This window comes from Corynebacterium liangguodongii (assembly GCF_003070865.1).
In the GTDB taxonomy this organism is placed as follows: Bacteria; Actinomycetota; Actinomycetes; order Mycobacteriales; family Mycobacteriaceae; genus Corynebacterium; species Corynebacterium liangguodongii.
In genome coordinates, this window is the sequence record NZ_CP026948.1 from 2,274,431 (window position 1) to 2,296,168 (window position 21,738).

The following is a 21,738-nucleotide window of genomic DNA, read 5'->3' on the forward strand; positions in this document are numbered from 1 at the left end:
GAGCGCTAGGGATAGCGCCTTGGGAGTCTTTAGAACGGTGGCTCGTCGTCCATCCCGCCGAACCCGCCTGCCGGGGGCGCGGAATTCCAGGGATCGTTCTGCGGCTGCTGGCCGCCCTGGCCCTGCTGGCCCGAGTTGGCGCCGGGGAAACCGCCAGAGTTTCCGCCGCCAAAGCCGCCCCGGTTACTGGGCGCTGCACCCTGGCCCTGGTTGCCGCCGCCGTAACCGCCGGAGCCACCCTCACGCGGCGTGCGGGTGACGTTCGCGGTGGCATACCGCAGGGAGGGGCCGACCTCGTCGACCTCCACCTCGAAAACGGTGCGGTTTTCCCCCTCGCGGGTTTGGTAGGAACGCTGCTTCAGGCGGCCGGTGACAATCACGCGCATGCCCTTGGTCAGGGATTCCGCGACGTTCTCCGCCGCCTGCCGCCAGACGTTGCAGGTCAAAAACAGCGCATCGCCGTCTTCGAACTGGTTGGTCTCGCGGTTGAAGGTGCGCGGCGTTGAGGCGACGCGGAAGTTCGCCACGGCGGCGCCGTTGGGGGTAAAACGCAGTTCGGGGTCGGCAACGAGGTTGCCGACGACGGTGATGGTGGTGTCTCCCTGTGCCATGTTCCTTGGACCTTTCGAGATGTGACCGTTAGCTGGTAACGAGCCTATCCGCTCTTACTTGTCGGTGCGCAGAACCTTGGTGCGCAAGACACCCTCGTTGAGGTTGAGCACGCGATCGAGCTCGGCGACCGTGTCTGCGGCGCAATCGAGATCGATGACGGCGTAGATGCCCTCTTCCTTCTTGTTGATCGGGTAGGCAAGACGGCGCTTACCCCACACGTCAACCTTCTCCACCGTGCCGTTGTCCTTGCGGACGATTTCCAGGAACTTATCCAGGGACGGGGCAACGGTGCGTTCTTCCTGCTGCGGATCGAGAATGATCATGACTTCGTAGTGACGCACGGACCTCATCACCTCCTATGGTCTGTCTATGGTTTCGGCCACCGCCGGGGTTGGCGATGGCAGGAGGGTCGTTGCGTCAAGCAACCCCGCTAGCCTACAACACGCTGGTGACAGGGCAAAATGCGTAACGACGCCTCCCCTACCCCGCGGCCGGGTTCGGCGCAGCGACGAAGACCGCGAGGACGGTGGGGATGACGGTGACGAAGAGGAAGGCGGCGATGCCGAAGCCCAGCGCGAGCCTCGGGCGGCGCGCCGCGCTCGCCGCGAGAAAACTCGCCGCGATCAGGGCGAAACCCACCACGATCGAGGCGATCGCCCACACGGTTGCCCCGCTCACCTGGCGGCCACCTCCCAATCCTCAGGGCGGGTGAGCAGCGGGTCGCACCCGGCGTGGGCCTCGCGCACCTTGTCCCTCTCGCGCCCGAGCATCTGCCGCACGACGAGCACCATCATGGCGACGATGAGCGCGTCGCGCGCGATCACGACCAGGTTGAGGAACTCCCCGGGCAGCCCCTTGTTGTCCACCCCGAGCATGTGCCACATGAGGATCGGCCAGACGAGCGCGTCCACGCTCATCCACGCGGCGAGAAGCCTCCACCGCGGCAGCGCCAGCACCGCGGGGATGACGAGCCAGAGGGAGTACTGCGGGCTCCAGACCTTGTTGAACAGCAGGAAAAACCCGACGGTGAGGAAGAAGATCTCGGCGACCCGGGGCTGCCGCGGGGCGGCTAAGCCGATCGCGGCGGTGGTCACGCACCCGGCGGCGAAGAGCAGAAGGGTCACCGTGTTGAGGATCGTCGGCGTGGCCCCGGCGGCGTCGAAGCCGGACCAGCCGAACGCCCGCGATGCGACGGCGTAGATGGTGGTCCACTCCCACGTGCGCTCCGTGTTGAGCCGCTGGAACTCCCCCCACGCATCGGGGTTGCGCAGGTAGACCGGCGCGTTGACCACCACCCATGTCGCCGCCGCGGCGGCAGCCATCCGGGCAAAGGGCGCGAAGCGGCGCGTGCGGATCGCGAGCGTGAGGTAGGCGCCCAGGGCGAACAACGGCCACAGCTTAAACGCGGTGCCTAACCCGATGAGGGCCCCGGCCAACCAGAACCGCCGGTTTCGGGCGGCGAGCAGAGCCGAGACGGCAAGGAAGATCGAGGGGATGTCCCAGTTGGTAAACGCGTGCATGATAACCAGCGGGGAGGCCGCCACGAGCACGGTGTCCCACACGCGGTTTCCCGCCAGCTCTGCAACCATCCGAATCGTGGCCACCCACAGCACGGACATAACGAGAGCGGTGAGGAAGAAATACCACCCGACATCGGGAAGGATGCGATCGGCCACGGCGTAGGTATTGCGCGCGATGGCACCCATGATGTTCTGGAAAATCCCGGCGAGCACCGGGTATTCCATGTACCGGGTGAGATCGCCCTCGACCCACGAGAAGTCGTAGACGAAGCCGGGGCGGTCGAGCCCGCGGCCGCCGTAGAGCGGGACGATGTCGTTGTAGCAAAAGGAGGTGTACTGCCGGTTGCCATCCCAGTTCAGGCGCAGCACGCCGGAGTCATCGGGGCGACCTAGCGCGCAGTTCGCCTTCGCCAGCGCCGCGAAGCCCAGAAAGACCCACGAGACTGCAAGCAGGGCCCGCAGGGGCGACCACCACGCCGCCCGACCGAGCGGGGCGAAGCGCCCCATCGGGCCGCCGAGGAATTCCACGAACCCGCGCGCCAGCGGCTCCGTCTTCCCAGGCTGGACGCGCCCACGCGCCGCCGGCCACACCCCGCGCGAGCCCACGATCGGCCGGGCCGGGCTCTCCACTCCGTGCGACACGTCCGACTGCCTACCCGAGGATGCCGTTGAGGAAGTCCTGCACCGGATCCGGAACCGGCGGCGGGGCCGGAGCCGGAGCGGGCGCCGGCGCGGGGGCGGGAGCCTGAGCGGGGCCAGGCGCGGGGGCGGGCTGCGGGTTTGCGCCCTGCGTGCCGGTGCCCTCCCCGGTGCCGGTGCCGTTCCCGGTGCCGGTGCCGTTCCCAGTGCCCGTGCCGTAGCCGTTCGAGTAACCGGAGTAGCTGCCGGAGTACTGGGAGCCGCCCAGGCTGGTTCCCCCACCATAGGGGTTAATGCCCCAGTAGACCGGCGTCGCTTCGGGGAAGGGCTCGACCTCCTTGCCCTCGTGGCCGAAGTCCATCACGTCCTTCCAAATCCGCGCCGGGGTGTTGGAGCCGTACATATTCCCGCCCCACTCGTTGAAGATCGCCGTCGTGTTGTCAGCGGTGCCTACCCATACGGCGGTCGAGAGCTGCGGGGTTGCCCCGACCATCCACGCGTCCTTGTTGTTGCCGGTATCGCCCAGCTGGGCGGTGCCGGTCTTGGCTGCGGCGGGCCGGCCCCCGGCGAGGTAAGCGTTCGAATAGCCCACGACCGTCTGCATGGCCTGCAAGACGTTATCCGCGACCTGCTGGGAGACGGCGCGCTCGGCATAGGTGTTGTCCATTTGGAAGAGCACCTCGCCGCGCGCATCTACGACCCGCTCGACGAAGTAGGTGGGGTGGTGCGAGCCCCGGTTGGCCAGCGTCGCCACAGCGGTGGCCATGTCGAGCACGCGGGATTGGTATTGGCCCAAGACGATGCCCTCGTAGGGCTGCCCGCCGTTTTCGCGCAGGGTCACCGGGATGCCCGGGATGGACCGGGCGACGCCCAGCGCGTGCGCCATGTCGGCGGTGTCCTGGGTGGTGTTGTCCAGCTCGTCCTGGATGCGCATGAAGGCTGTGTTGGACGAGGTGCGCGTCGCGTCCTGCATGGTGAGCATTCCGCCGCCGCCACCGTCCCAGTTCGTCACCGTGATCCCGCCGGGCAGGGTCACCGGGGAGGAATCGAACGTCGCGGTAAGCGGGATACCCTGCTGGAGCGCAGCGGCGAGCGCGAAAATCTTAAACGTCGAGCCCGTCTGCAGGCCCGCCCCGGCGTAGTCCCAGCCGCTCGGGTCGTCTCCGCCGTAGTAGGCGCGCACCGCGCCCGTGCCCGGCTCGATGGAAACAACGGCCGCGCGCGCGTCCTCTTGCAGGCTGGCGAGCCGGTTGCGCGAGACCTCCTCCGCCTCCGCCTGGAGGGCGGGATCGATGGTGGTGGTGATCTGCAGGCCGCGGTTGGTCACGTCATCTTCGGTGATGCCGATGGTCTGGAGCTCCTCCATGACCTTGTTTTTGATCAGGCCGTTGGCGCCGGTCGCCTCGGTGTAGGCCGAATAGGTCGCGGGGTCACGGGTCTCGGGGTAGATCAGCCCGGCGCGCTCCTGCGGCGCCATCTCCCCCATCTCCACGAGGCCGTCCATGACGTAATTCCAGCGCGCTTCGGCGCCCTCCCGGTTGTTCCACGGATCGAGCTGGCTTGGCAGCTGAATCGAAGCGGCAAGCACGCCGGCCTCCTCCACGGTGAGCTGAGAGGCCGGTTTGTCGAAGAAGGCGTGGGAGGCGGCCTCGATGCCGTAGGCGTTACGCCCGAAGTAGACCGTGTTGAGGTAGGCGGAGAGGATATCCTCCTTCTTCCACTGATTGGTCATCTTGATGGAATAGACCAGCTCCTTGGCCTTGCGCTCGTAGGAGTGCTCGTTGCCCACCAACGCGTTCTTGACGTATTGCTGGGTAATCGTCGAGCCGCCGCCGGCCGATGGGTTGCCGGTGAGCTGGCCGATCGCGGCGCGTGCGAAGCCAGTGAAAGAGAAGCCGGAGTTGGTCCAGAAGTCTCTGTCCTCCGCGGCGATCACGGCGTTTTGGGCACCCTCGGGCACGTCCTCGAGCGGGATTTGCACGCGGTTACCCTCGGCGGGCACCGTGCGGGCCAGCTCGGTGGCACCGTCGGAGAAGTAGATGTTGGAGATTTGCGCGGTCTGGATCTCTCCCGGCTGCGGAATCTCCGCCCGCGTGTACTGCCAGACGAACCACGCCGCGGGGATCGCCGCAAGGAGGGCGATAAACAACACGATGGCCAAGATCCACTGCCGCACGCGGGAGCTTTTCCGGGCGCCTCGCGCCACCTGGCTGCTCCCTGCGGTCCTGTTGGGCTTGGAGGCTCCCGATCCGCCTGCGACATCAACTGTTTTTGACACGTGCTTTCCCTACGCCATCGTTACGCCACCGAACCTTGGCCCCGCCCACTGCTCAGGCGGGGCCAAGGATCGTACAAACTGGACAATTTGCTAGGGGACAGGATACTTCCTCGGCCACCAAATCACACTACTGGTGCTGCTGTGACTTCCTTGAGGAGGTAGTTCCACCGGCAATTCAGGCACACCTCCACCGTGTGGACGCTCACCGGGCCGACCTCGTGGACGATATCGTCGATCTCGGCCTCGCTGCGCGCCGTCCCCGACCTCCGGCCGAGGTCTTCGCCGTAGATCCACAAGACATTGCGCATGGTTTCTTCGCACACGGGGCACGGGCGCGCCGCGTCCGTGCCGTGGTAGCGCGCCGCGGCGCACAGGAGGAAGTCCGCGTCGCAGATGGCCTCGCGGCGCACGAGGCCGGCGCGGAATCGCTTCAGGGTGGTGCGGCGCTGCCACTCGTGGGATATCTCGTGGCTGTAGTCGAACACGGGCGACATGCTACCCGGTTCACCCCCGGCGCAAACAGGGTCCGCGGCCGGTCGCGCTGGTGCTAGACTTCGTGAGAGTTAGTTTTCACTCCGTAAAGTCGGAGCACACAACGACGCAAGAACCCTGAGGAACGAATGGACCATAACGAGCCCACTGATCCCGCCGCGCCACCCGCCCCCGACCCTTACGCTATCGCGCAGCGCATTCGTCCGGCCGCGACGAGCCTGTACGTAATGTACTTCCGCACGGCGCACCAATCCGATCTCACCGGCCCGCAGCTCTCCATCATGACCCGCCTGAAACACGACGGGCCGTGCCGCATCAACCGCCTCGCCGAGGCCGAGGGGGTGCGCATGCCCACCGCCTCGAACACCGTCAACCAGCTGGAGAAGCGCGGGCTTGTCACCCGCGTGCGCGACGACGCCGACCGGCGCGGGGTGAGCGTGCAGCTCACCACGCAGGGCGAGGCCGAGCTGCTGCGCGTGGGCGAGGAGCGCACGAAGTACCTCGCCGAGATGCTCGGCACGCTGCCGGAGGAAGAGCTGCGCCGCTTCGACGAGGCGGCCGACATCATCAACACGTTGGCCGACCACTACGTCAACGACCGGAATTCGGATTCCGCTCACTAAGCCCCTATGATGAGGGTTACCTTTACTTCAACCACAGGTAACCCGCATGTCACTTTCGCACTACTCTCCGGACTTGGCGTGGGCTGTCGACGGCGACAGCCCACTGAGGGCCATCGCCATCTGGAAAGAGCACAGCGACGCCGCCTGTGAGGTCGCCGGGTGGCTGGGGAAATCCCTCCCCGTCACCGTCCAGGCGGTCGCGGCCGCCCCGTCGGCGTGGAAATCCGCCGCCTCGGGCGGGGGCAAAAAGGCGAAGAAGCTCCGGCGGGAAGCGGAGGCGCTTATCGCACAGGCCGAGGACTCACTGCAGGGATATCTCCCCGGTGCCCAGGTGGCGGGCACCGGGGCGCGCATTGTGGCGTCGTTAAGCGGCGCCCACTCGCTCGTTGAGGCCGTCGACGATTTCGACGCGGGCATGATCTTCGTCGACCACGAGGCCTATAAATCCAAGGGCATGCTTATCGACGCCACGGCGCGGCCCCTTGTGATCGCCCCGCGCGGCCCCAAGCTCTCCAAGAAGGGCGTCACCCGCGTGACCTATGTCTTCTTAGACCGCGACGGCTTCGCGCACGCCACCGGGCTCGCCGAGGCCGGGCGCCTCGCGGCCAGGATCGGGGTGCCGCTGCGTCTGCTGGCCGTGCTGCCGGAGTGCCTGACGGGGTCGGACTTCGACGCCAACATCAACAACCCGAAGGACACCGCCGCATGGTTCGAAGAAGCCCTCGGCCAGCTTGACCTCGCGCGTGACCTCGTGTTCGAGGCTTCGGCCGGGACCGCCGAGGACCTCGACGTCGAGCTCGATGTCGCCTCGGGCCGCGGTTGGAAGCACGCCGTGAACTCCGTGAAGTGGAAAAAGGGCGATCTCGCATGCCTCGCGTTTCGTCCGAAAAACCAACTCAAGCGCGTCTTTAGCGGCCCCCTTACCTCTGAGTTCCTCCGCTACTGCCCCGCGCCGACGCTGATCGTGCCGCTGCCGACGGCCTAGGATCGGGCGGTATGAGCACCAGCCACCCGGAGAACCTCCCCCACGCCTCCGTGGACCGCTACAACCGCCTGCCCCCGCAGCCGGAAACGCTCGACGACCTCGCGGCCGGGCCCGACCCCGTGGAGCTCCAGCGGCGCAACGCCGCCTCGACGCGGCAGGCGATCACATACGCCGCGGCCACGGTGGCCTCTACCCTGCTCGTCGGGTTCGCCCTCGGCCTGTTGTTCCGGCTGCGGGGTGGTCCGCTTTGCGACGCCGGGGAGGCCACCTGGCTGTGCACGCCCGGCGCGCGGACGTGGTGGGCGGCACTCGCATCGCTTCCTCCCATCGCCGGCCTGTTAGGGTGCGCGGTCATTATGGTGCGCAAGCTCAACCGCTACGAGCGTTGGGTCCCGTGGATGGGCGTGTTCTGGCTGCCCATCGTGCCTTTTACGATGTGGTGGCTCACCGTGACCATCGGCATCATCGCGCTCGACGGCGCCTCCTAGCTCGCGCCGGGCGCCCGGGCCTCCGTGCACCGCCCGCAGTAGGGGTTGCCCTCCCGGCACGCCGCGCAGCTGAGGTACTGGGCGCGGCACTGGGGCTCGTTGGCGCAGTTGTAGAAGTCGTTGGTCGCGCCCCCACAGTGCACGCAGTGCCCAAGCTGCACGAAATTGGGGTCGTTTGGGGCGCCGAACTCTGTGTGCATGCGCCCGTCGAAGACGTAGAGGGATCCTTCCCACAGCCCGGAGTTGCCGTACTTCTCCCCGTAGCGCACGATCCCCCCGTCTATTTGGTAGACCTCGGTGAAACCCCGGTTGCGCATCAGGCTGGTGAGCACCTCGCAACGGATCCCGCCCGTGCAGTAGGACACCACGGGCTTGTCTTTCATCCAGTCGTACTTGCCGGAGTCCAGCTCGGCGACGAAATCGTGGGTGGTCTCCACCTCGGGAACGACAGCATGCCTAAACCGCCCGATTTCCGCCTCGCGGGCGTTGCGCCCGTCGAAGAAGACGACGTCTTCTCCGCGATCGCGCACGAGCTCGTGCACACCCTCGGGGCTGAGGTGCACCCCACCGCCGACGACACCGTGCTCATCGACCTTCAGCTCGCCCGGCACGCCGAAGGAGACGATTTCGTCGCGGGCTTTCACGCTCAGCTTGGGAAAGTCCTCCGCCGAGCCCTCGGACCACTTAAACTCCATGCCGCGGAAGTACTCGCGAGTCTTGCGCACGTAGGTTTTGCAGGATGCAAGCGCTCCCCCGACGGTGCCGTTGATGCCGTCGGGGGAGACGATAATGCGCCCGCGTAGGCCCAGGCCCTCGCACAAGTCCCGCTGCCAGAGGCGGACCGCCTCTGGCTCAGCGATGGGCTGGAACTTGTAGTAGAGCAGGATCTTGCTGGTCATGCCCCGTGATTGTAGTTCACGGCCTAGCCGACGATGTTCCCGTCATCGTCGTAGGTGAAGAAGCCCTGGCCGGCCTCTTGACCAACGTGACCCTTCTCGATCATGCTGTCGACGAGAGCGCCGAAGTTCTTATACCACTCGGCATCATTCGGGCGGGTCTCGCGGACGGCCTTGACGGTGCGCAGGCCGATCATGTCGATCGTCTCGAACGGCCCCATCGGTGATCCGGTGGAGTTGCGCCAGTCGAGGTCGACGTCCGCGGGCTCTGCTATATCGCTGCCGACGAGGTACATGCCCGCCTCAAGGAAAGGCACGAGGAGTGTGTTGAGAACGTAGCCTGGCTGTTCCTTCTTCAGCTTGATGGGAACCATCCCGATGCGCTCCGCGAACTCGCCGAGGATATCGACATAGGCCGGATCCGTGCCCTTATGCGGCATAACCTCAGCGGTGTTGTTCTTCCAGATGAGGTTGGCAAAGTGCAGCGCCAAGAACTGCTCCGCTCGCCCGGTCGCCTCGGCGAAATCGCTCGGCAGGAGGGTCGAGGTATTCGTCGCAAAGATCGCGCGTGCTGGGGCCGCCGCGCCGACCTTGGCCCATACCTCCCGCTTGATGGCGAGGTTCTCCGGCACGGCCTCGATCACCAGGTCGGCGTCGCGGACAGCCGCGGCGAGATCCGTGGTCAACGATAGGCGGCTGCGGCCCTCGGCCACCGCGCGCTCATCAATATCGTCTACCTCGGCCGCAATCCGGTGGCCGAACTTGTCATAGCGTTGCGAGGCGGCCTCGACAGCCTCCTCGCTGATGTCCCAGGACACCACCTCGAACCCCCGGATCGCAGTCACCAGTGCGATCTGCGAACCCAACACGCCCGCGCCAAGCACGGCTACCTTGTTGATCTCCATGCCAGATAGCATACGTTCGCGTGCGCTCGCGCGCGGCCAAAACTGCCGCTAAAAACTGACGTGCGGCCGGGGCCCGGCCTACTTCTTGTGGTAGAGCGACTTCTTCCAGTACTTCGGCTCCGAGGTCACCAGCACACCGAGGTTGCGGAAGATGGTCTCGTCTACATTGCCGAGGATCGTCGTCGTGTGCGCGTCACAGCCGCGCAGTGCGGGCAGCTGCTCGAGGGCGCGCGCCGCGATGGGGTTGTTCGCCGCCGAGGACGACAACGCGATGAGCACCTCATCGGTGTGCAGGCGGGGGTTGGCCGACCCGAGGTAGGTGGTCTTGAGGGACTGGATAGGCTCGATGGAGCTCGGCAGGAGCAGGTGGACGTCGTCAGGAATGCGCGCCAGCGCCTTGAGCGCGTTGAGCAGCACGGCAGCCGAGGGCCCCAACAGGTCGGAGGTCTTACCCGTGACAATGCGCCCGTCCGGCAGCTCAAGCGCGGCGCCCGGCTGGCCCGTGGCCGCCTCGACCTCCAGGGCCGGGGCGAGGACGCTGCGCATGGAGACGGTGAGGTCCGCCTTGCGCATGACGTTGGAGATGCGGTCGGAGAAGGTGGAGTCGCGGTCGCTGCGGCGCTCGTCGACGAGCTCCTTGAGGTAGCGGCGGATGATCTCCTGCTGCGCGGCGTGGCGGCAGGCCGCGTCGTCGGAGATGCAGTAGCCGGCCATGTTGACCCCCATGTCGGTCGGCGACTGGTATGGCTCCTCGCCCGTGACCTCCTTGAGCAGAGACTTCAGCAGCGGGAAGACCTCGACATCGCGGTTGTAGCTGGAGACCTTCTCGCCGTAGGCGTCGAGGTGGTACTGGTCGATGACGTTGATGTCGTCGAGGTCGGCGGTGGCGGCCTCGTAGGCGAGGTTCACCGGGTGTGACAGCGGCAGGTTCCAGATGGGGAAGGTCTCGAACTTCGCGTAACCTGCGGGGATGCCGCGCTTGTGCTCGTGGTAGATCTGGGACAGGCAGGTGGCTAGCTTGCCGGAACCGGGCCCCGGGGCCGTCATGACGATGAGGTCGCGCGTGGTCTCGGCGTAGTCGTTGAGGCCGAACCCTTCCTCGGAGACGATGCGCGCGGTCTCGTTGGGGTAGCCGGGGATGACGCGGTGGCGCGAGACCTTCAGGCCGAGGCGTTCGAGGCGCTCGACGAACGCTTCCGCCGGGGCGTTTCCAGGCTCGAGCTGCGTGACGACGACATGGTCAACCATAAACCCGCGCTCACGGAAGACGTCGACAAGGCGAAGCACGTCGTCTTCGTACGTGATGCCGAGATCCGCGCGGATCTTCTGGCGCAGGATGTCCTGGGCGCTGACACACACCATGATCTCGACCTCATCTTTAATGCGCTCGAGCATGGCAATCTTGTTGTCGGGGGTGAAGCCGGGGAGGACCCGGGCGGCATGGTGGTCGTCGAAAAGCTTGCCGCCCATCTCCAGGTAGAGCTTGCCGCCGATGCCCGCGCGGCGCGCACTGATGTGCTCCGACTGCATCTCGATGTACTTCTGGCGGTCAAAGCCTCGTGTGTACGGCACCCGGGAGCCCTTCTGTCTCGAACGAGAAATAACGCTTCTCCACTCTAGCGCGCGCACGCGCCCCCTCCCCGGAGGTGAGGTTTCCCCGGCGGGGTGGGGCGCCGCGGCCAGGGCTATGCCAGGCCGTTGACCTGCTTGAACTCGCGGCGACGAGCGTGCAGGATCGGCTCGGTGTAGCCGGACGGCGAGGTCGTGCCGTTCAAGATGAGATCCTTGGCGGCCTGGAAGCCGATGGACGCCTCGTAGTCCGCGGCCATCGGGCGGTACGCCGGGTCGCCCTCGTTCTGCTTGTCCACGACCTTGGCCATGCGCTCGAGGGATTCCACGACCTGCTCCTCGCTGACGATGCCGTGGACGAGCCAGTTGGCGAGGATCTGCGAGGAGATGCGCAGGGTGGCGCGGTCCTCCATGAGGTCGACGTCGTGGATGTCGGGCACCTTGGAGCAGCCGACGCCCTGCTCAACCCAGCGGATGACGTAGCCCAAGATCGACTGGCAGTTGTTGTCAACCTCCTCGCGCTTTTCCTCCTCCGACCAGATATCCCCCTCGGCCACAGGCACCGTGAGGATGTCGGCGAGGCTATCGCGGCGACCCGCCGCACGCAGCTCGTCCTGCGTAGCCACGACATCGACCTGGTGGTAGTGCACGGCGTGGAGCGTCGCGCCGGTCGGGGAAGGCACCCACGCGGTGTTTGCGCCCTCCTTCGGCTGGCCAACCTTCTTCTCCACCATCGCGGCCATGTGCTCGGTCTCGGCCCACATGCCCTTACCAATCTGGGCGCGGCCGGGCAGCCCGTGCTCGATGCCGGCGTCGACGTTGTTGTTCTCGTAGGCCTGCTTCCACGCCGCGGTCTGCAGGTCCGCCTTGCGCAGGAAGGGCCCGGCGTACATGGATGTGTGAATCTCGTCGCCGGTGCGGTCGAGGAAGCCGGTGTTGATGAACACGAGGCGGTCCGCGGCTGCGTCGATGCAGGCGTCGAGGTTGACGGTCGTGCGGCGCTCCTCATCCATCACGCCGACCTTGACGGTGTATTGCGGCAGACCGAAGATCTTCTCCACGCGGTCGAAGATCTCGTTGGTGAACGCGACCTCATCCGGGCCGTGCTGCTTCGGTTTGACGATGTACATCGAACCGGTGCGCGAGTTGCGGTGCGGGTTGTCCTCGCGCAGGCCCGGGATGGCGGCGGCGACGGTGATCAGCGCGTCAAGCAGGCCCTCGGGGACCTCTTCGCCGTCGACGAGGATCGCCGGGGTGGTCATGAGGTGGCCCACGTTACGGCACAGCATCATGGCGCGGCCGTGCAGGCGCACCTCGCCGCCGTCCTTGCCCGTGTAGAGCAGGTCGTCGGCCTGGACGCGCTCGAAGGACTTCTCGCCCTTGGTCACGGTCTCGGAGATATCGCCCTTGTTGAGCCCAAGCCACGTAGCGTACGCCGCAGCCTTGTCCGTGCCGTCGACGGCGGCGGCGGAGTCTTCGAAGTCCATGATCGAGCTCACCGCGGACTCGATGAGCAGGTCCTTGACGTGGGCCTTGTCGCCCTTGCCCACGGGGTGCTCCGGGTCGATCTGAATGAGGATGTGCAGCCCGTTGTGGCGCAGCACGATCGCGGTCGGGTCCACGATCTCACCCTGGTAGCCGACATAGAGCTCGGGGTCTTTGAGTGCGTAGTCTGCACCGCCCACGGTGGCACGGAAGGAGCCGGAGTCCACAGAGTACTTCTCGACGTCCGCGTGGCTCGCGCCATCAAGCGGCGCGGCCTGGTCGAGGAAGGTACGCGCCCAGGCGATGACCTTGTCCCCGCGCACGGGGTTGTAGCCCTTACCGGGCTCGGCCCCGCCGTCGGTGGGGATGACATCGGTGCCGTAGAGGGCGTCGTAAAGCGAGCCGAAGCGCGCGTTGGCGGCGTTGATGGCAAAGCGCGCGTTCGTAATCGGCACGACGAGCTGCGGCCCCGCGACCTCGGCGAACTCCGGATCGACGTTGGTGGTGCGGATCTCGGTCTCGCGCGGCTGGTCCACGAGGTAGCCGATCTGGCGCAGGAAGGACTCGTGCTCGGCGGGCTCGGGCCGGCCGGGGTTGGCCCGGTAGTACTCGTCGAGCTTGCGCTGAAGGTCCTCGCGGCGCCCCAGGAGGGCCTTGTTCTTCGGCGTGAGATCCGCGAAGAAGCTGGCCGCCTCGGCCCAGAACGTCTCGGCGTCCACGCCGATTTCGGGCAGGAGGGATTCGACGACGAAGTTATAGAGGGGCTTGGCCACCTGGAGGCCAGCGACTGCAACGCGCTCGGCTCGATCCTCCAGGCCTGCTGGTTGTGAAGTAGTCATAGTAGGGCGCTTCCTTTCAGCGTGTGTTACTTCGGGCTTGCTCACCGAGGTTAGTGAGACGAGTCACGGAAGTCACGGGGCAGGAGCGGTGGGGCGGGAGCACTACCCCCGACCTTTTTGACTTGGCCGCGGCAAACGCGGATGTTTCACCGGTTCCTACCCCCCGCGGAGCTCCGCGCACGCACCCTCATAAATGCGCGCCTAACTGGCACAAAGCGCCGCGGCGGCCGCTCAAGGCCGGGGGATATCTTTGCAAACTTCGCAAAACTGGGCCGTCCCCCCGTACGAAACCTAACAGGGCGAAGATGTTGACGCAGATCACCCCCGTGGCAATACTGGAAGCAACATCACCCGTTGAAGTGTCTCACTTCACAACCGGTGTGATTAGCAACGAGCCACACAATTTCCCATCGAAAGGGGATAGCATGACCACCAACACAGGCAAGGCACGCACCGCAGCAGAGATCCAGAAGGACTGGGACGAAAACCCCCGCTGGGCTAACGTTCAGCGCGACTACACCGCCGAGCAGGTTGAGAAGCTGCAGGGCACTGTCGTTGAGGAGCACACTCTTGCACGCCGCGGCGCCGAGATCCTGTGGGAGGGCGTCAACCAGGGCAACGGCGAGTACATCCACGCCCTCGGCGCCCTGACCGGTAACCAGGCGGTCCAGCAGGTCCGCGGTGGCCTCAAGGCCGTCTACCTCTCCGGCTGGCAGGTCGCCGGCGACGCCAACCTGGCGGGCCACACCTACCCGGACCAGTCCCTCTACCCGGCCAACTCCGTTCCTAACGTTGTCCGCCGCATCAACAACGCGCTGCTGCGCGCCGACGAGATCGCCCGCGTCGAGGGCGACGACTCCATCGACAACTGGCTCGTCCCGATCGTCGCCGACGGCGAGGCCGGCTTCGGCGGCGCTCTCAACGTCTACGAGCTGCAGAAGGCCATGATCAACGCCGGCGCCGCCGGCACGCACTGGGAGGACCAGCTGGCCTCCGAGAAGAAGTGCGGCCACCTCGGCGGCAAGGTCCTCATCCCGACCCAGCAGCACATCCGCACCCTGACCTCGGCTCGCCTGGCTGCCGACGTTGCCAACACCCCGACGGTCATCATCGCCCGCACCGACGCCGAGGCCGCCACCCTGATCACCTCCGACGTCGACGAGCGCGACCAGCAGTTCCTCACCGGCGAGAAGTCCGCCGAGGGCTACTACTACGTCAAGAACGGCATCGAGCCCTGCATTGCACGTGCGAAGTCTTACGCTCCCTACGCTGACCTGATCTGGATGGAGACCGGCACCCCGGACCTCGAGCTGGCCAAGAAGTTCGCCGAGGGCGTCAAGTCCGAGTTCCCGGACCAGCTCCTGGCCTACAACTGCTCCCCGTCCTTCAACTGGTCCAAGCACCTCTCCCCGGAGGAGATCGCGAAGTTCCAGAAGGAACTCGGCGCAATGGGCTTCGCCTTCCAGTTCATCACCCTGGCCGGCTTCCACGCCCTCAACTACGGCATGTTCGACCTGGCCCACGGCTACGCTCGCGAGGGCATGACCGCCTTCGTCGACCTGCAGAACCGCGAGTTCGCGGCCGCCGAGGAGCGCGGCTTCACCGCCGTGAAGCACCAGCGCGAGGTCGGCGCCGGCTACTTCGACAACATCGCCACCACGGTTGACCCGAACACCTCCACCGCAGCCCTGAAGGGCTCCACCGAGGAGTCCCAGTTCTAAGGGTCCTGCGCTAGTTCGCACCACCATGTGAAGGGGAAGCCTGCCGAGGGCTTCCCCTTCACGCGTCCCCCCGATACCCCCCTTCCCTGCAAAAGGAGACCCCCGTCATGACTTCGCCCATGGCAACAGCAGACATCGCCGACCTCTACGGCGACCAGGAACAGCTGGCTAGCTGCGATACCCAGTTCACCAACTACGGTGGCCACACCGAGTTCTGCGGCGAGATTGTCACCATCAAGTGCTTCCAGGACAACGGCCTGGTGAAAAAGACGCTGAACTCCCCCGGCAACGGCCGCGTCCTCGTCGTCGACGGACACGGCGGCCTGCACACCGCGCTCATGGGCGACATGATAGCCCAGGCCGGGGTGGACAACGGCTGGGCCGGGGTGGTCATCAACGGCGCGATCCGTGACTCCGCTGAGGTGGCGAAGATGCCGTTCGGCTGCAAGGCTCTTGGCACCAACCCCCGCAAGTCCAACAAGGACGGCGCCGGCGAGGTCAACGTCCAGGTCTCCTTCGGAGGCGTCGTGTTCCACCCGGGGCACTTTCTCTACGCGGATGCGGACGGCGTCGTCGTCACCGCCGAGCCCATAGACCAGTAAAGTAGGGCGAATGCCCGAAGGCCACGTCATCCACCGGCTCGCCGCGCACCTCAACGAGAGGTTTCGCGGCGGGCCGCTGGCTATTTCCTCCCCGCAGGGCCGCTTCGACGCCACGCTTATCGACGCCTCCTCCCTCGCCCTCGCCGAAGCCCACGGCAAGCATTTGTTCTTAACCTTCTCGGGCGGCGAGATCGTCTACATCCACCTGGGCCTTATCGGTTCACTGCGCTTCGAGCCAGCCGAGGACGTCTGGGGGCAGATCCGGCTGCGCCTCGTCGCCGGCGAAACGGCCGCCAACCTGCGCGGCCCGCAATTTTGCCGCTACGTCTCCCCCGCCGAGATGCAAGGCATCCTCGATCGCACGGGAGAGGACCCGCTGCGGGAGGACGCCTCGCCGGACGCCCTGTTTTCGCGCGTCCAGGCGTCGACACGCGCGATAGGCTCGCTCATGATGGACCAGAAGCTCTTCGCCGGGGTGGGCAACATCTACCGCGCCGAAGCGCTCTTCCGGCAGGGCGTTTCCCCGTTCCTGCCCGGCCGCGAGCTCTCGCGCGAGGAGTTTTTCGTTTTATGGGATGACCTGGTTCTTCTCATGCGCTACGGGTTCGAGCACGGCCGCATCGACACCGTGCGTGAGCAGCACACCCCGGAGGCGATGGGGCGCCCGCCCCGCAAGGACGACCACGGCGGCGAGGTCTACGTCTACCGCCGCGCCGGCGAGCCCTGCTTTGTGTGCGGCACGCCGGTCGCGGTGCGCAAAGTTGAGGGGCGCAACCTGTTCTGGTGCCCGGGTTGCCAGGGGTGAGCGCGGGACCGGGGCGGGCGGAGGTGTTGAGGCCTAGCAGCTAAACCTCACTACCGCCCCTGCTTGTAGATCTTGTACATCAGCACCGCGATCACCGCGAGTAGCGCCGGGACGAGCAATCCCCCGACGATCCCGCCCGCAATCAGAAAGATTTCGGTAATACCAACACTCATGACCTTGACCATAAGTCAAACGCCTCGTGGTCCGCAGACCTACAGTGGGTCCTATGAACACCCTGGCCTACACCGCTGACCAGATCCGCGCCGCGGAGCGCCCCCTGCTCGAGACCCAGTCGCACCCGGACGAGCTGATGCAACAGGCAGCGCACGCGGTCTTCGATGTGGCCGGCCACCTCGCGCCGGAGGGCCGGATCCTGCTGCTGGTGGGCAAGGGCGGCAACGGCGGTGATGCTCTCTACGCGGGTGCGGAGTTGGCAATGTCCGGGCGCGATGTCGATGCGTGGCCCGTATTCGATGCGGCTCACCCCCGCGCCTTGGAGGCGTTCGCCAACGCGGGGGGCCGCGTCGTCGAGCGTCCCGAGGGTGACTATCGCCTGGTCGTCGACGGCGTCTTGGGCATCGGCGGGTCAGGCGACCTCCCGCCAGAGTTCCAGGCCGCGTGCCGGGGCTGCACCGTCCTCGCCGTCGACGTTCCCAGCGGGATCAGCGCGGATACAGGCGAGCGGGGCGAAAACCACATCACAGCCAACGTCACTGTGACCTTCGGCGGGTGGCGCCTCGCGCACGGGCTCGCGCCAGAGTGCGGGGTGCAATTACTCGCGGACATCGGCGTCGGGGGCCGCAGCCTGGCCGCGGAGCTGTCCAGGCACGACGGCACGTCCATCTCCCGGGCGACCGGCCCCCAGCACGAGTGGCCCGCGGGGATCTCTCAGCTCGGCGCCCCGCGCCTGGGTTCTAGCGAGCCGGGCTTCTACGACGACAAGTACACCGGCGGGGTTGTCGGTATCCGGGCGGGCAGCGGGGCCTACCCCGGCGCGGCGATTCTCTGTGTCGCGGGCGCCGTCGCCGCTACCCCGGCGATGGTGCGCTACGCGGGCCCGCAGGCCCTCGAGGTCGTCCGCGCGCATCCGGAGGTCGTGGCCACGGACAGTATCGATACGGCCGGCCGCGTGCAGGCGTGGGTGTTCGGGCCCGGCGCGGGCACCGACGAGGCAGCGCGCCGCGAGCTGGGGTGGGTGCTGGGCCAGGACGTGCCAGTGCTTATCGACGCCGACGGGCTGACCCTCCTCGAACACCACGTTGACCTGCAGACTTCCCTAGTAAAAAGGACGCACCCTACTATTGTGACCCCCCACGACGGGGAGTTTCAGAGGCTGCGGGACGCATTCGGCCTGAAGGAAAGCGATCGCTGCTCCGAGGCGCTCGCCATGGCCGCACACCTGAAGTGCACGGTGGTGCGCAAGGGCCGGGCCACCATCGTCGCCGAGCCTTCCGGCGCAACAGAGATCGTCGATGCCGGGAACTCCTGGGCCGCCACCCCGGGCTCGGGAGACGTGCTGGCCGGGATCATGGGTGCCCGCGTGGCGCGGGACGGGGAGGCGGGAGTTGGGGCGTCGATACGCGTGCACGCGATGGCGGCGAAGCTGGCCGCGGATACTCCGTGGGGCGAGGCCCAGACCTCGGCGAGCGAGATCGCCAAGCACGTGCGTGCGGCGACGGCAAAGCTGAGCTAAAGCGCGGCGAGGACCTCGCTCCACGTCCCATCATCAATGTCGAGTTCGCCCGGCTCCACGTGGCCGCGGCCGGGGATGTAGACCTCGTATCGCTCGCGGAGCAGCTCCAGGTGCCCGACGAGTCGCTCCAGGCTGCCTTCACCGAAAAACGACGGGTCCATCACCAGGCAGAATAGGCCAACAGAGGGAGATGCCTTCCCCTTGCCCGCGGCGGCGAGGGAGGACTCCCCTCCTGCCAGCATCGCCAGAGTCTCGAGGATGAGCGCCAGGTTTCCGCCGCGCCTTCCCCCGTTGGGGAGCATCGCGCCCTCCTCCACCGCAACGGCGGCGTCGGTGGTGGGGCGCCCCTCGCCGTCCACGGCCCAGCCCTCGGGGATAGCCTCTCCGCGCTCGGCGCGCTGGCGCACCTTGAGGAACGCCTCGGGCGTGACCGCCTGGTCGATCACCATGGCCCCGGGCACGCCGAAGGCCATCGGGTTGGTTCCCACCACGCGCTCGCCCGTCGCGGAGAGCGCGACCAGGGCGGGCGAGTTTGTCGCGGTCAGGCTCACGAGCCCGTGGCGGGAGAAGAGCCGCGGGTACCACCCGAGCTCGCCGGTGGTGTAGGTGTTTCCCACCGCGGCCACCGCCACGCCCTGGGCGTGGGCGAGGTCGACCAAGGCGTCGAGGTGGTGCTCCAGGGCATACTGGGCGAGCCCTTCATCGGCGTCGATCGACAACACCGCGCCGCGCACTTTCGCCTTCGGGTCGGCGTCGCCGTTGATCCGCCCCTCGTCGAGCGCGTCTAAGTAGCCGAGCAGATGGTAGGCCCCGTGGCTCGGCTTGCCCGCCAGCTCGGCGTCGAGGAACACCCCGGCGGGGGACTCTGCCTGGGCCCTACTCATGCCGTGGGCGAGGAAGGCATCGCGGAAGGTGGTGCGGACTGTGTCTATGTCGAGCTTCATGGCATCCACCGTAGGTGGTGAGTGCCAGATTGTGGGAGGGGCGGCTCAGCGAACTGGGGAAAGTGCCACATCTCTACCACGCAACACGGGATTTGGCACCCGCGAGGTTCAAGCCGCGACGGTGGCAGCGCTCCTGGCTGGGGCGGCGAGGGGGCGTCGTCAAGCAGGCGCGCCGCAGGTGAGTTACCGTGAACCGGTGAGAAATATCGTGCCCTTGGCCGCGATGGGGTTCGCGGCGTTCGTCTATGTCACCTTCGAAGTCTTCGCCGTGGGGCTCATTGCCCCCATGGCACGCGATTTAGGCGTGACCGAGGGCAGCATCGGGCTACTCATGACGGTCTACGCGGGCATCGTCGCGCTCATCACCATCCCGGCGATGCACTACACCCGCCGCATCGACCGCAAGCCGCTCTACATGGCCACTCTCGTGTTCCTGCTGGCAGGCGTCGTGCTGCAGGCCGTCGCTCCCACCTACGCGGTACTCGTTATCGCCCGCGTCATCGCCGCGCTCACACACGGGCTGTTCTGGTCGCTGGTCAACCCGATGGCGGCACGCCTCGGCGGGGAGGGGCATACAGGCCAGGCGGTCGCGGTGGTCTCTCTCGGCTCGACGATGGCGCTCGTGCTCGGCTCGCCCGCGGTGACCTTCATCGGCGGGCTCATCGGGTGGCGCGGCGCCACGTGGGCGCTCGGGGCGCTTGTCGTGGTCTCATTCCTGGTGCTCATGGCCACGCTGCCCGCGATGCCGGCGATCCTTCCCGAGCAGGCCGCGGCCAAGCAGACGCGCTCGGCGATCCCGTCGTTAATTCTCTTCCTCGGCCTAGCGGTAACGGCGCTGTTTACCACGTATACCTACTTAGGGCTCATCGTGAATACGACGTCGGGACCGGCCTGGGTGCCCTTCGGGCTGGCGCTCTACGGGCTCATCGGCATCCCCGGCGTGCTATGGGCGGGCCGCCGCGTTGACCGGCGCATGATCCGTCTCAACGTCGTGCCGACGATCCTCATGGTGCTCGCGTCCTCGCTGGGGCTTTTCGCCCTGAGCATTCACGGCCCCGCCGCCACGGCGTCGACGGTGGCGATGATCTCCGTGTTGGGCCTGGCCGCCGGTGCCCTGCCCACGGTGGCCACCACCATCTTCCTCTTCGCGGGCGGGCCGAACCAGGACCGCGCCTCCGCGATCTACGTGGTCACCTTCCAGGTGGGCATCGCCTCGGGTTCCGCGCTCGGTGCCCTCGCGGTCGACGGCGGGGTGCTCGCGGGGACGCTGGCGTTAACGGCGCTCTTAGCGTCGGCGGCCGGGCTCGTGATGGCGCTGTGGTCGCGCCCGATCCTGCGCTAGCAGACCCCGCCCACGCAGACCGATCGGTCTATACAAAGGCCACACCGTAGCCGGAGCTCAATAAATTCACCGTGAAACAAACGATTGTGACCGTACCGCTCTGTCTGCCATAGTGGCGCCATGGCACTCACATTCCACTGGTTCCTGCCGACCGCCGGGGATGCCCGTACCATCGTCGGTGGCGGGCACGGCGCGGCCACATCGGGCAGCTCGCGCCCCATCACGCGCAGCTACCTCGCGCAAATCGCCCTCGCGGCCGAGGAAAACGGCTTCGACTCCGTCCTCACCCCGACCGGCGCGGAGTGCGAGGACTCGTGGCTCACGGACGCCTCGCTTATCGACGCCACCACCACGCTCAAGTTCCTCATCGCGTTCCGTCCCGGCCAGATCGGCCCGACGCTCTCCGCCCAGATGGCCGCAACCTTCCAGCGCCTGTCGAACAACCGCCTCAACGTCAACATCGTCACCGGCGGCGAGGACGCTGAGCAGCGCGCCTACGGCGACTACCTGACCAAGCAGCAGCGCTACGCACGCACCGCCGAGTTCCTCCACATCGTCACCGCGCTCTGGCGGGGAGAGACCGTCGAGTTCGAGGGGACCTACCTGCGTGTGAACAACGCCCGCCTCTCAAATCCCCCGGAGGTCGTCCCCCGGGTCTTCTTCGGCGGCTCCTCCCCCGCCGCCGGCGAGGTCGCGGCCCGGTTCGCCGACACCTACCTCACCTGGGGGGAGCCGCCGGCCCAGGTAAGCGAGAAGATCGCGTGGATCAACTCCCTCGCCCACCGCGCCGGCCGCGAGCTCTCCCACGGCATCCGCCTCCACGTGATCAGCCGCGACACCTCGGAGGAGGCATGGTCCGTGGCGGAGAAGCTCATCGAAAACATCTCCCCCGACCAGGTGGCCAAGGCTCAGGCGGGTTTGGCCACCTCTGCCTCTGAAGGGCAGCGCCGCATGGCGCAGCTGCACGACCGCGGCAAGGCGTTCGGATCGTCCTCGCGGGCACGCGACTTCGAGGTCTCCCCCAACCTGTGGGCCGGGATCGGTCTGGTGCGAGGCGGCGCCGGAACGGCGCTGGTCGGCTCGCACGCCGAGGTGGCCGACCGCATCGAGGAATACGCGGCGTGCGGGCTGGAGCACTTCATCCTCTCCGGCTACCCCAACCTCGAAGAGACCTACCACTTCGGCGAGGGCGTCGTGCCCGAGCTTGTGCGCCGCGGCGTCGCGGTGGCGAACCGCCCCGCCCCAATTGCCCGTGCGACGAGTACTCCGGGACGCCCGCTTCGGGCCGTCGATTAGCGCG

General features: G+C 66.9%; 21 protein-coding genes. 9 read left to right on the top strand and 12 right to left on the bottom strand.

Features of this window, described 5'->3' with window-relative positions:
* Positions 1 to 29: 29 nt before the first annotated feature.
* The 6 genes from C3E79_RS10805 to C3E79_RS10830 all read right to left on the bottom strand — a co-directional run bounded on the left by C3E79_RS10805 (position 30) and on the right by C3E79_RS10830 (position 5,534).
* Positions 30 to 611 carry a single-stranded DNA-binding protein gene (locus C3E79_RS10805; protein WP_108404907.1) on the bottom strand — a complete coding sequence of 194 codons (582 nt, stop codon included), beginning with the start codon at positions 609 to 611 and terminating at the stop codon, positions 30 to 32.
* 54 nt (positions 612 to 665) lie between these two features.
* Positions 666 to 953 carry a 30S ribosomal protein S6 gene (gene rpsF, locus C3E79_RS10810; RefSeq protein WP_179948287.1) on the bottom strand — a complete coding sequence of 96 codons (288 nt, stop codon included), beginning with the start codon at positions 951 to 953 and terminating at the stop codon, positions 666 to 668.
* A 139-nt stretch (positions 954 to 1,092) separates the two neighbouring features.
* Complete coding sequence (locus C3E79_RS10815; RefSeq protein WP_108404909.1) at positions 1,093 to 1,290, bottom strand: hypothetical protein; 198 nt, start codon at positions 1,288 to 1,290, stop codon at positions 1,093 to 1,095.
* On the bottom strand, positions 1,287 to 2,639 hold the full coding sequence (locus tag C3E79_RS10820; protein ID WP_108405182.1) for a glycosyltransferase family 87 protein: 1,353 nt from the start codon (positions 2,637 to 2,639) through the stop codon (positions 1,287 to 1,289). The genes C3E79_RS10815 and C3E79_RS10820 overlap by 4 nt, the downstream gene beginning before the upstream one ends.
* Before the next feature lie 145 nt (positions 2,640 to 2,784).
* Positions 2,785 to 4,977 carry a transglycosylase domain-containing protein gene (locus C3E79_RS10825; RefSeq protein ID WP_108404910.1) on the bottom strand — a complete coding sequence of 731 codons (2,193 nt, stop codon included), beginning with the start codon at positions 4,975 to 4,977 and terminating at the stop codon, positions 2,785 to 2,787.
* A 194-nt stretch (positions 4,978 to 5,171) separates the two neighbouring features.
* The gene (locus tag C3E79_RS10830; protein ID WP_108405183.1) at positions 5,172 to 5,534 is read right to left on the bottom strand and encodes a DUF5318 family protein; all 363 of its coding nucleotides are present in this window, start codon (positions 5,532 to 5,534) and stop codon (positions 5,172 to 5,174) included.
* Positions 5,535 to 5,669: 135 nt separating this feature from the next.
* On the opposite strand from C3E79_RS10830, the gene C3E79_RS10835 reads away from it, so the two are divergent.
* The 3 genes from C3E79_RS10835 to C3E79_RS10845 are packed head-to-tail and all read left to right on the top strand — an operon-like array spanning position 5,670 to position 7,637.
* The gene (locus C3E79_RS10835; RefSeq protein ID WP_108404911.1) at positions 5,670 to 6,164 is read left to right on the top strand and encodes a MarR family winged helix-turn-helix transcriptional regulator; all 495 of its coding nucleotides are present in this window, start codon (positions 5,670 to 5,672) and stop codon (positions 6,162 to 6,164) included.
* A 46-nt stretch (positions 6,165 to 6,210) separates the two neighbouring features.
* Positions 6,211 to 7,149, top strand: coding sequence for a universal stress protein (locus tag C3E79_RS10840; protein ID WP_108404912.1), 939 nt, complete (start codon positions 6,211 to 6,213; stop codon positions 7,147 to 7,149).
* A gap of 11 nt (positions 7,150 to 7,160) precedes the next feature.
* Complete coding sequence (locus tag C3E79_RS10845) at positions 7,161 to 7,637, top strand: hypothetical protein (protein WP_108404913.1); 477 nt, start codon at positions 7,161 to 7,163, stop codon at positions 7,635 to 7,637.
* Here C3E79_RS10845 and trhO read toward each other — a convergent pair.
* From trhO to C3E79_RS10865, 4 genes are all read right to left on the bottom strand, one after another.
* Positions 7,634 to 8,536, bottom strand: a complete 903-nt coding sequence (trhO, locus tag C3E79_RS10850; RefSeq protein WP_108404914.1) for an oxygen-dependent tRNA uridine(34) hydroxylase TrhO — start codon at positions 8,534 to 8,536, stop codon at positions 7,634 to 7,636. The two genes, C3E79_RS10845 and trhO, sit on opposite strands and share 4 nt — an antisense overlap.
* Before the next feature lie 23 nt (positions 8,537 to 8,559).
* Positions 8,560 to 9,438, bottom strand: coding sequence for a 3-hydroxyacyl-CoA dehydrogenase (locus tag C3E79_RS10855; protein ID WP_108404915.1), 879 nt, complete (start codon positions 9,436 to 9,438; stop codon positions 8,560 to 8,562).
* 78 nt (positions 9,439 to 9,516) lie between these two features.
* A complete protein-coding gene (locus C3E79_RS10860; RefSeq protein ID WP_108404916.1) occupies positions 9,517 to 11,010 on the bottom strand; it encodes a DUF1846 domain-containing protein in 1,494 nt (497 codons plus the stop codon).
* Positions 11,011 to 11,123: 113 nt separating this feature from the next.
* The gene (locus C3E79_RS10865) at positions 11,124 to 13,331 is read right to left on the bottom strand and encodes a malate synthase G (RefSeq protein ID WP_108404917.1); all 2,208 of its coding nucleotides are present in this window, start codon (positions 13,329 to 13,331) and stop codon (positions 11,124 to 11,126) included.
* A gap of 425 nt (positions 13,332 to 13,756) precedes the next feature.
* On the opposite strand from C3E79_RS10865, the gene aceA reads away from it, so the two are divergent.
* From aceA to C3E79_RS10880, 3 genes are all read left to right on the top strand, one after another.
* A complete protein-coding gene (gene aceA / locus C3E79_RS10870; RefSeq protein WP_108404918.1) occupies positions 13,757 to 15,052 on the top strand; it encodes an isocitrate lyase in 1,296 nt (431 codons plus the stop codon).
* A gap of 107 nt (positions 15,053 to 15,159) precedes the next feature.
* Positions 15,160 to 15,654, top strand: coding sequence for a ribonuclease E activity regulator RraA (gene rraA / locus C3E79_RS10875; protein ID WP_108404919.1), 495 nt, complete (start codon positions 15,160 to 15,162; stop codon positions 15,652 to 15,654).
* A 10-nt stretch (positions 15,655 to 15,664) separates the two neighbouring features.
* Positions 15,665 to 16,459 (top strand): Fpg/Nei family DNA glycosylase, encoded by a 795-nt coding sequence (locus tag C3E79_RS10880; RefSeq protein ID WP_108404920.1) that lies wholly within the window; start codon positions 15,665 to 15,667, stop codon positions 16,457 to 16,459.
* A 50-nt stretch (positions 16,460 to 16,509) separates the two neighbouring features.
* On the opposite strand, the gene C3E79_RS11715 is transcribed toward C3E79_RS10880, so the two are convergent.
* Positions 16,510 to 16,632 carry a hypothetical protein gene (locus C3E79_RS11715; RefSeq protein WP_268876071.1) on the bottom strand — a complete coding sequence of 41 codons (123 nt, stop codon included), beginning with the start codon at positions 16,630 to 16,632 and terminating at the stop codon, positions 16,510 to 16,512.
* Positions 16,633 to 16,685: 53 nt separating this feature from the next.
* On the opposite strand from C3E79_RS11715, the gene C3E79_RS10885 reads away from it, so the two are divergent.
* The gene (locus tag C3E79_RS10885) at positions 16,686 to 18,152 is read left to right on the top strand and encodes a bifunctional ADP-dependent NAD(P)H-hydrate dehydratase/NAD(P)H-hydrate epimerase (RefSeq protein ID WP_108404921.1); all 1,467 of its coding nucleotides are present in this window, start codon (positions 16,686 to 16,688) and stop codon (positions 18,150 to 18,152) included.
* Here the strand turns inward: C3E79_RS10885 and C3E79_RS10890 are convergent.
* Positions 18,149 to 19,096: an Ldh family oxidoreductase gene (locus C3E79_RS10890; protein ID WP_108404922.1), complete on the bottom strand. Its 948-nt coding sequence runs from the start codon at positions 19,094 to 19,096 to the stop codon at positions 18,149 to 18,151. The genes C3E79_RS10885 and C3E79_RS10890 overlap by 4 nt on opposite strands.
* Positions 19,097 to 19,319: 223 nt before the next feature.
* Between C3E79_RS10890 and C3E79_RS10895 the strand changes: the two genes are divergently transcribed.
* Positions 19,320 to 20,438: an MFS transporter gene (locus C3E79_RS10895; RefSeq protein WP_108405184.1), complete on the top strand. Its 1,119-nt coding sequence runs from the start codon at positions 19,320 to 19,322 to the stop codon at positions 20,436 to 20,438.
* Between the two features lie 120 nt (positions 20,439 to 20,558).
* A complete protein-coding gene (locus C3E79_RS10900) occupies positions 20,559 to 21,734 on the top strand; it encodes an LLM class flavin-dependent oxidoreductase (RefSeq protein ID WP_108404923.1) in 1,176 nt (391 codons plus the stop codon).
* Positions 21,735 to 21,738 lie beyond the last annotated feature (4 nt).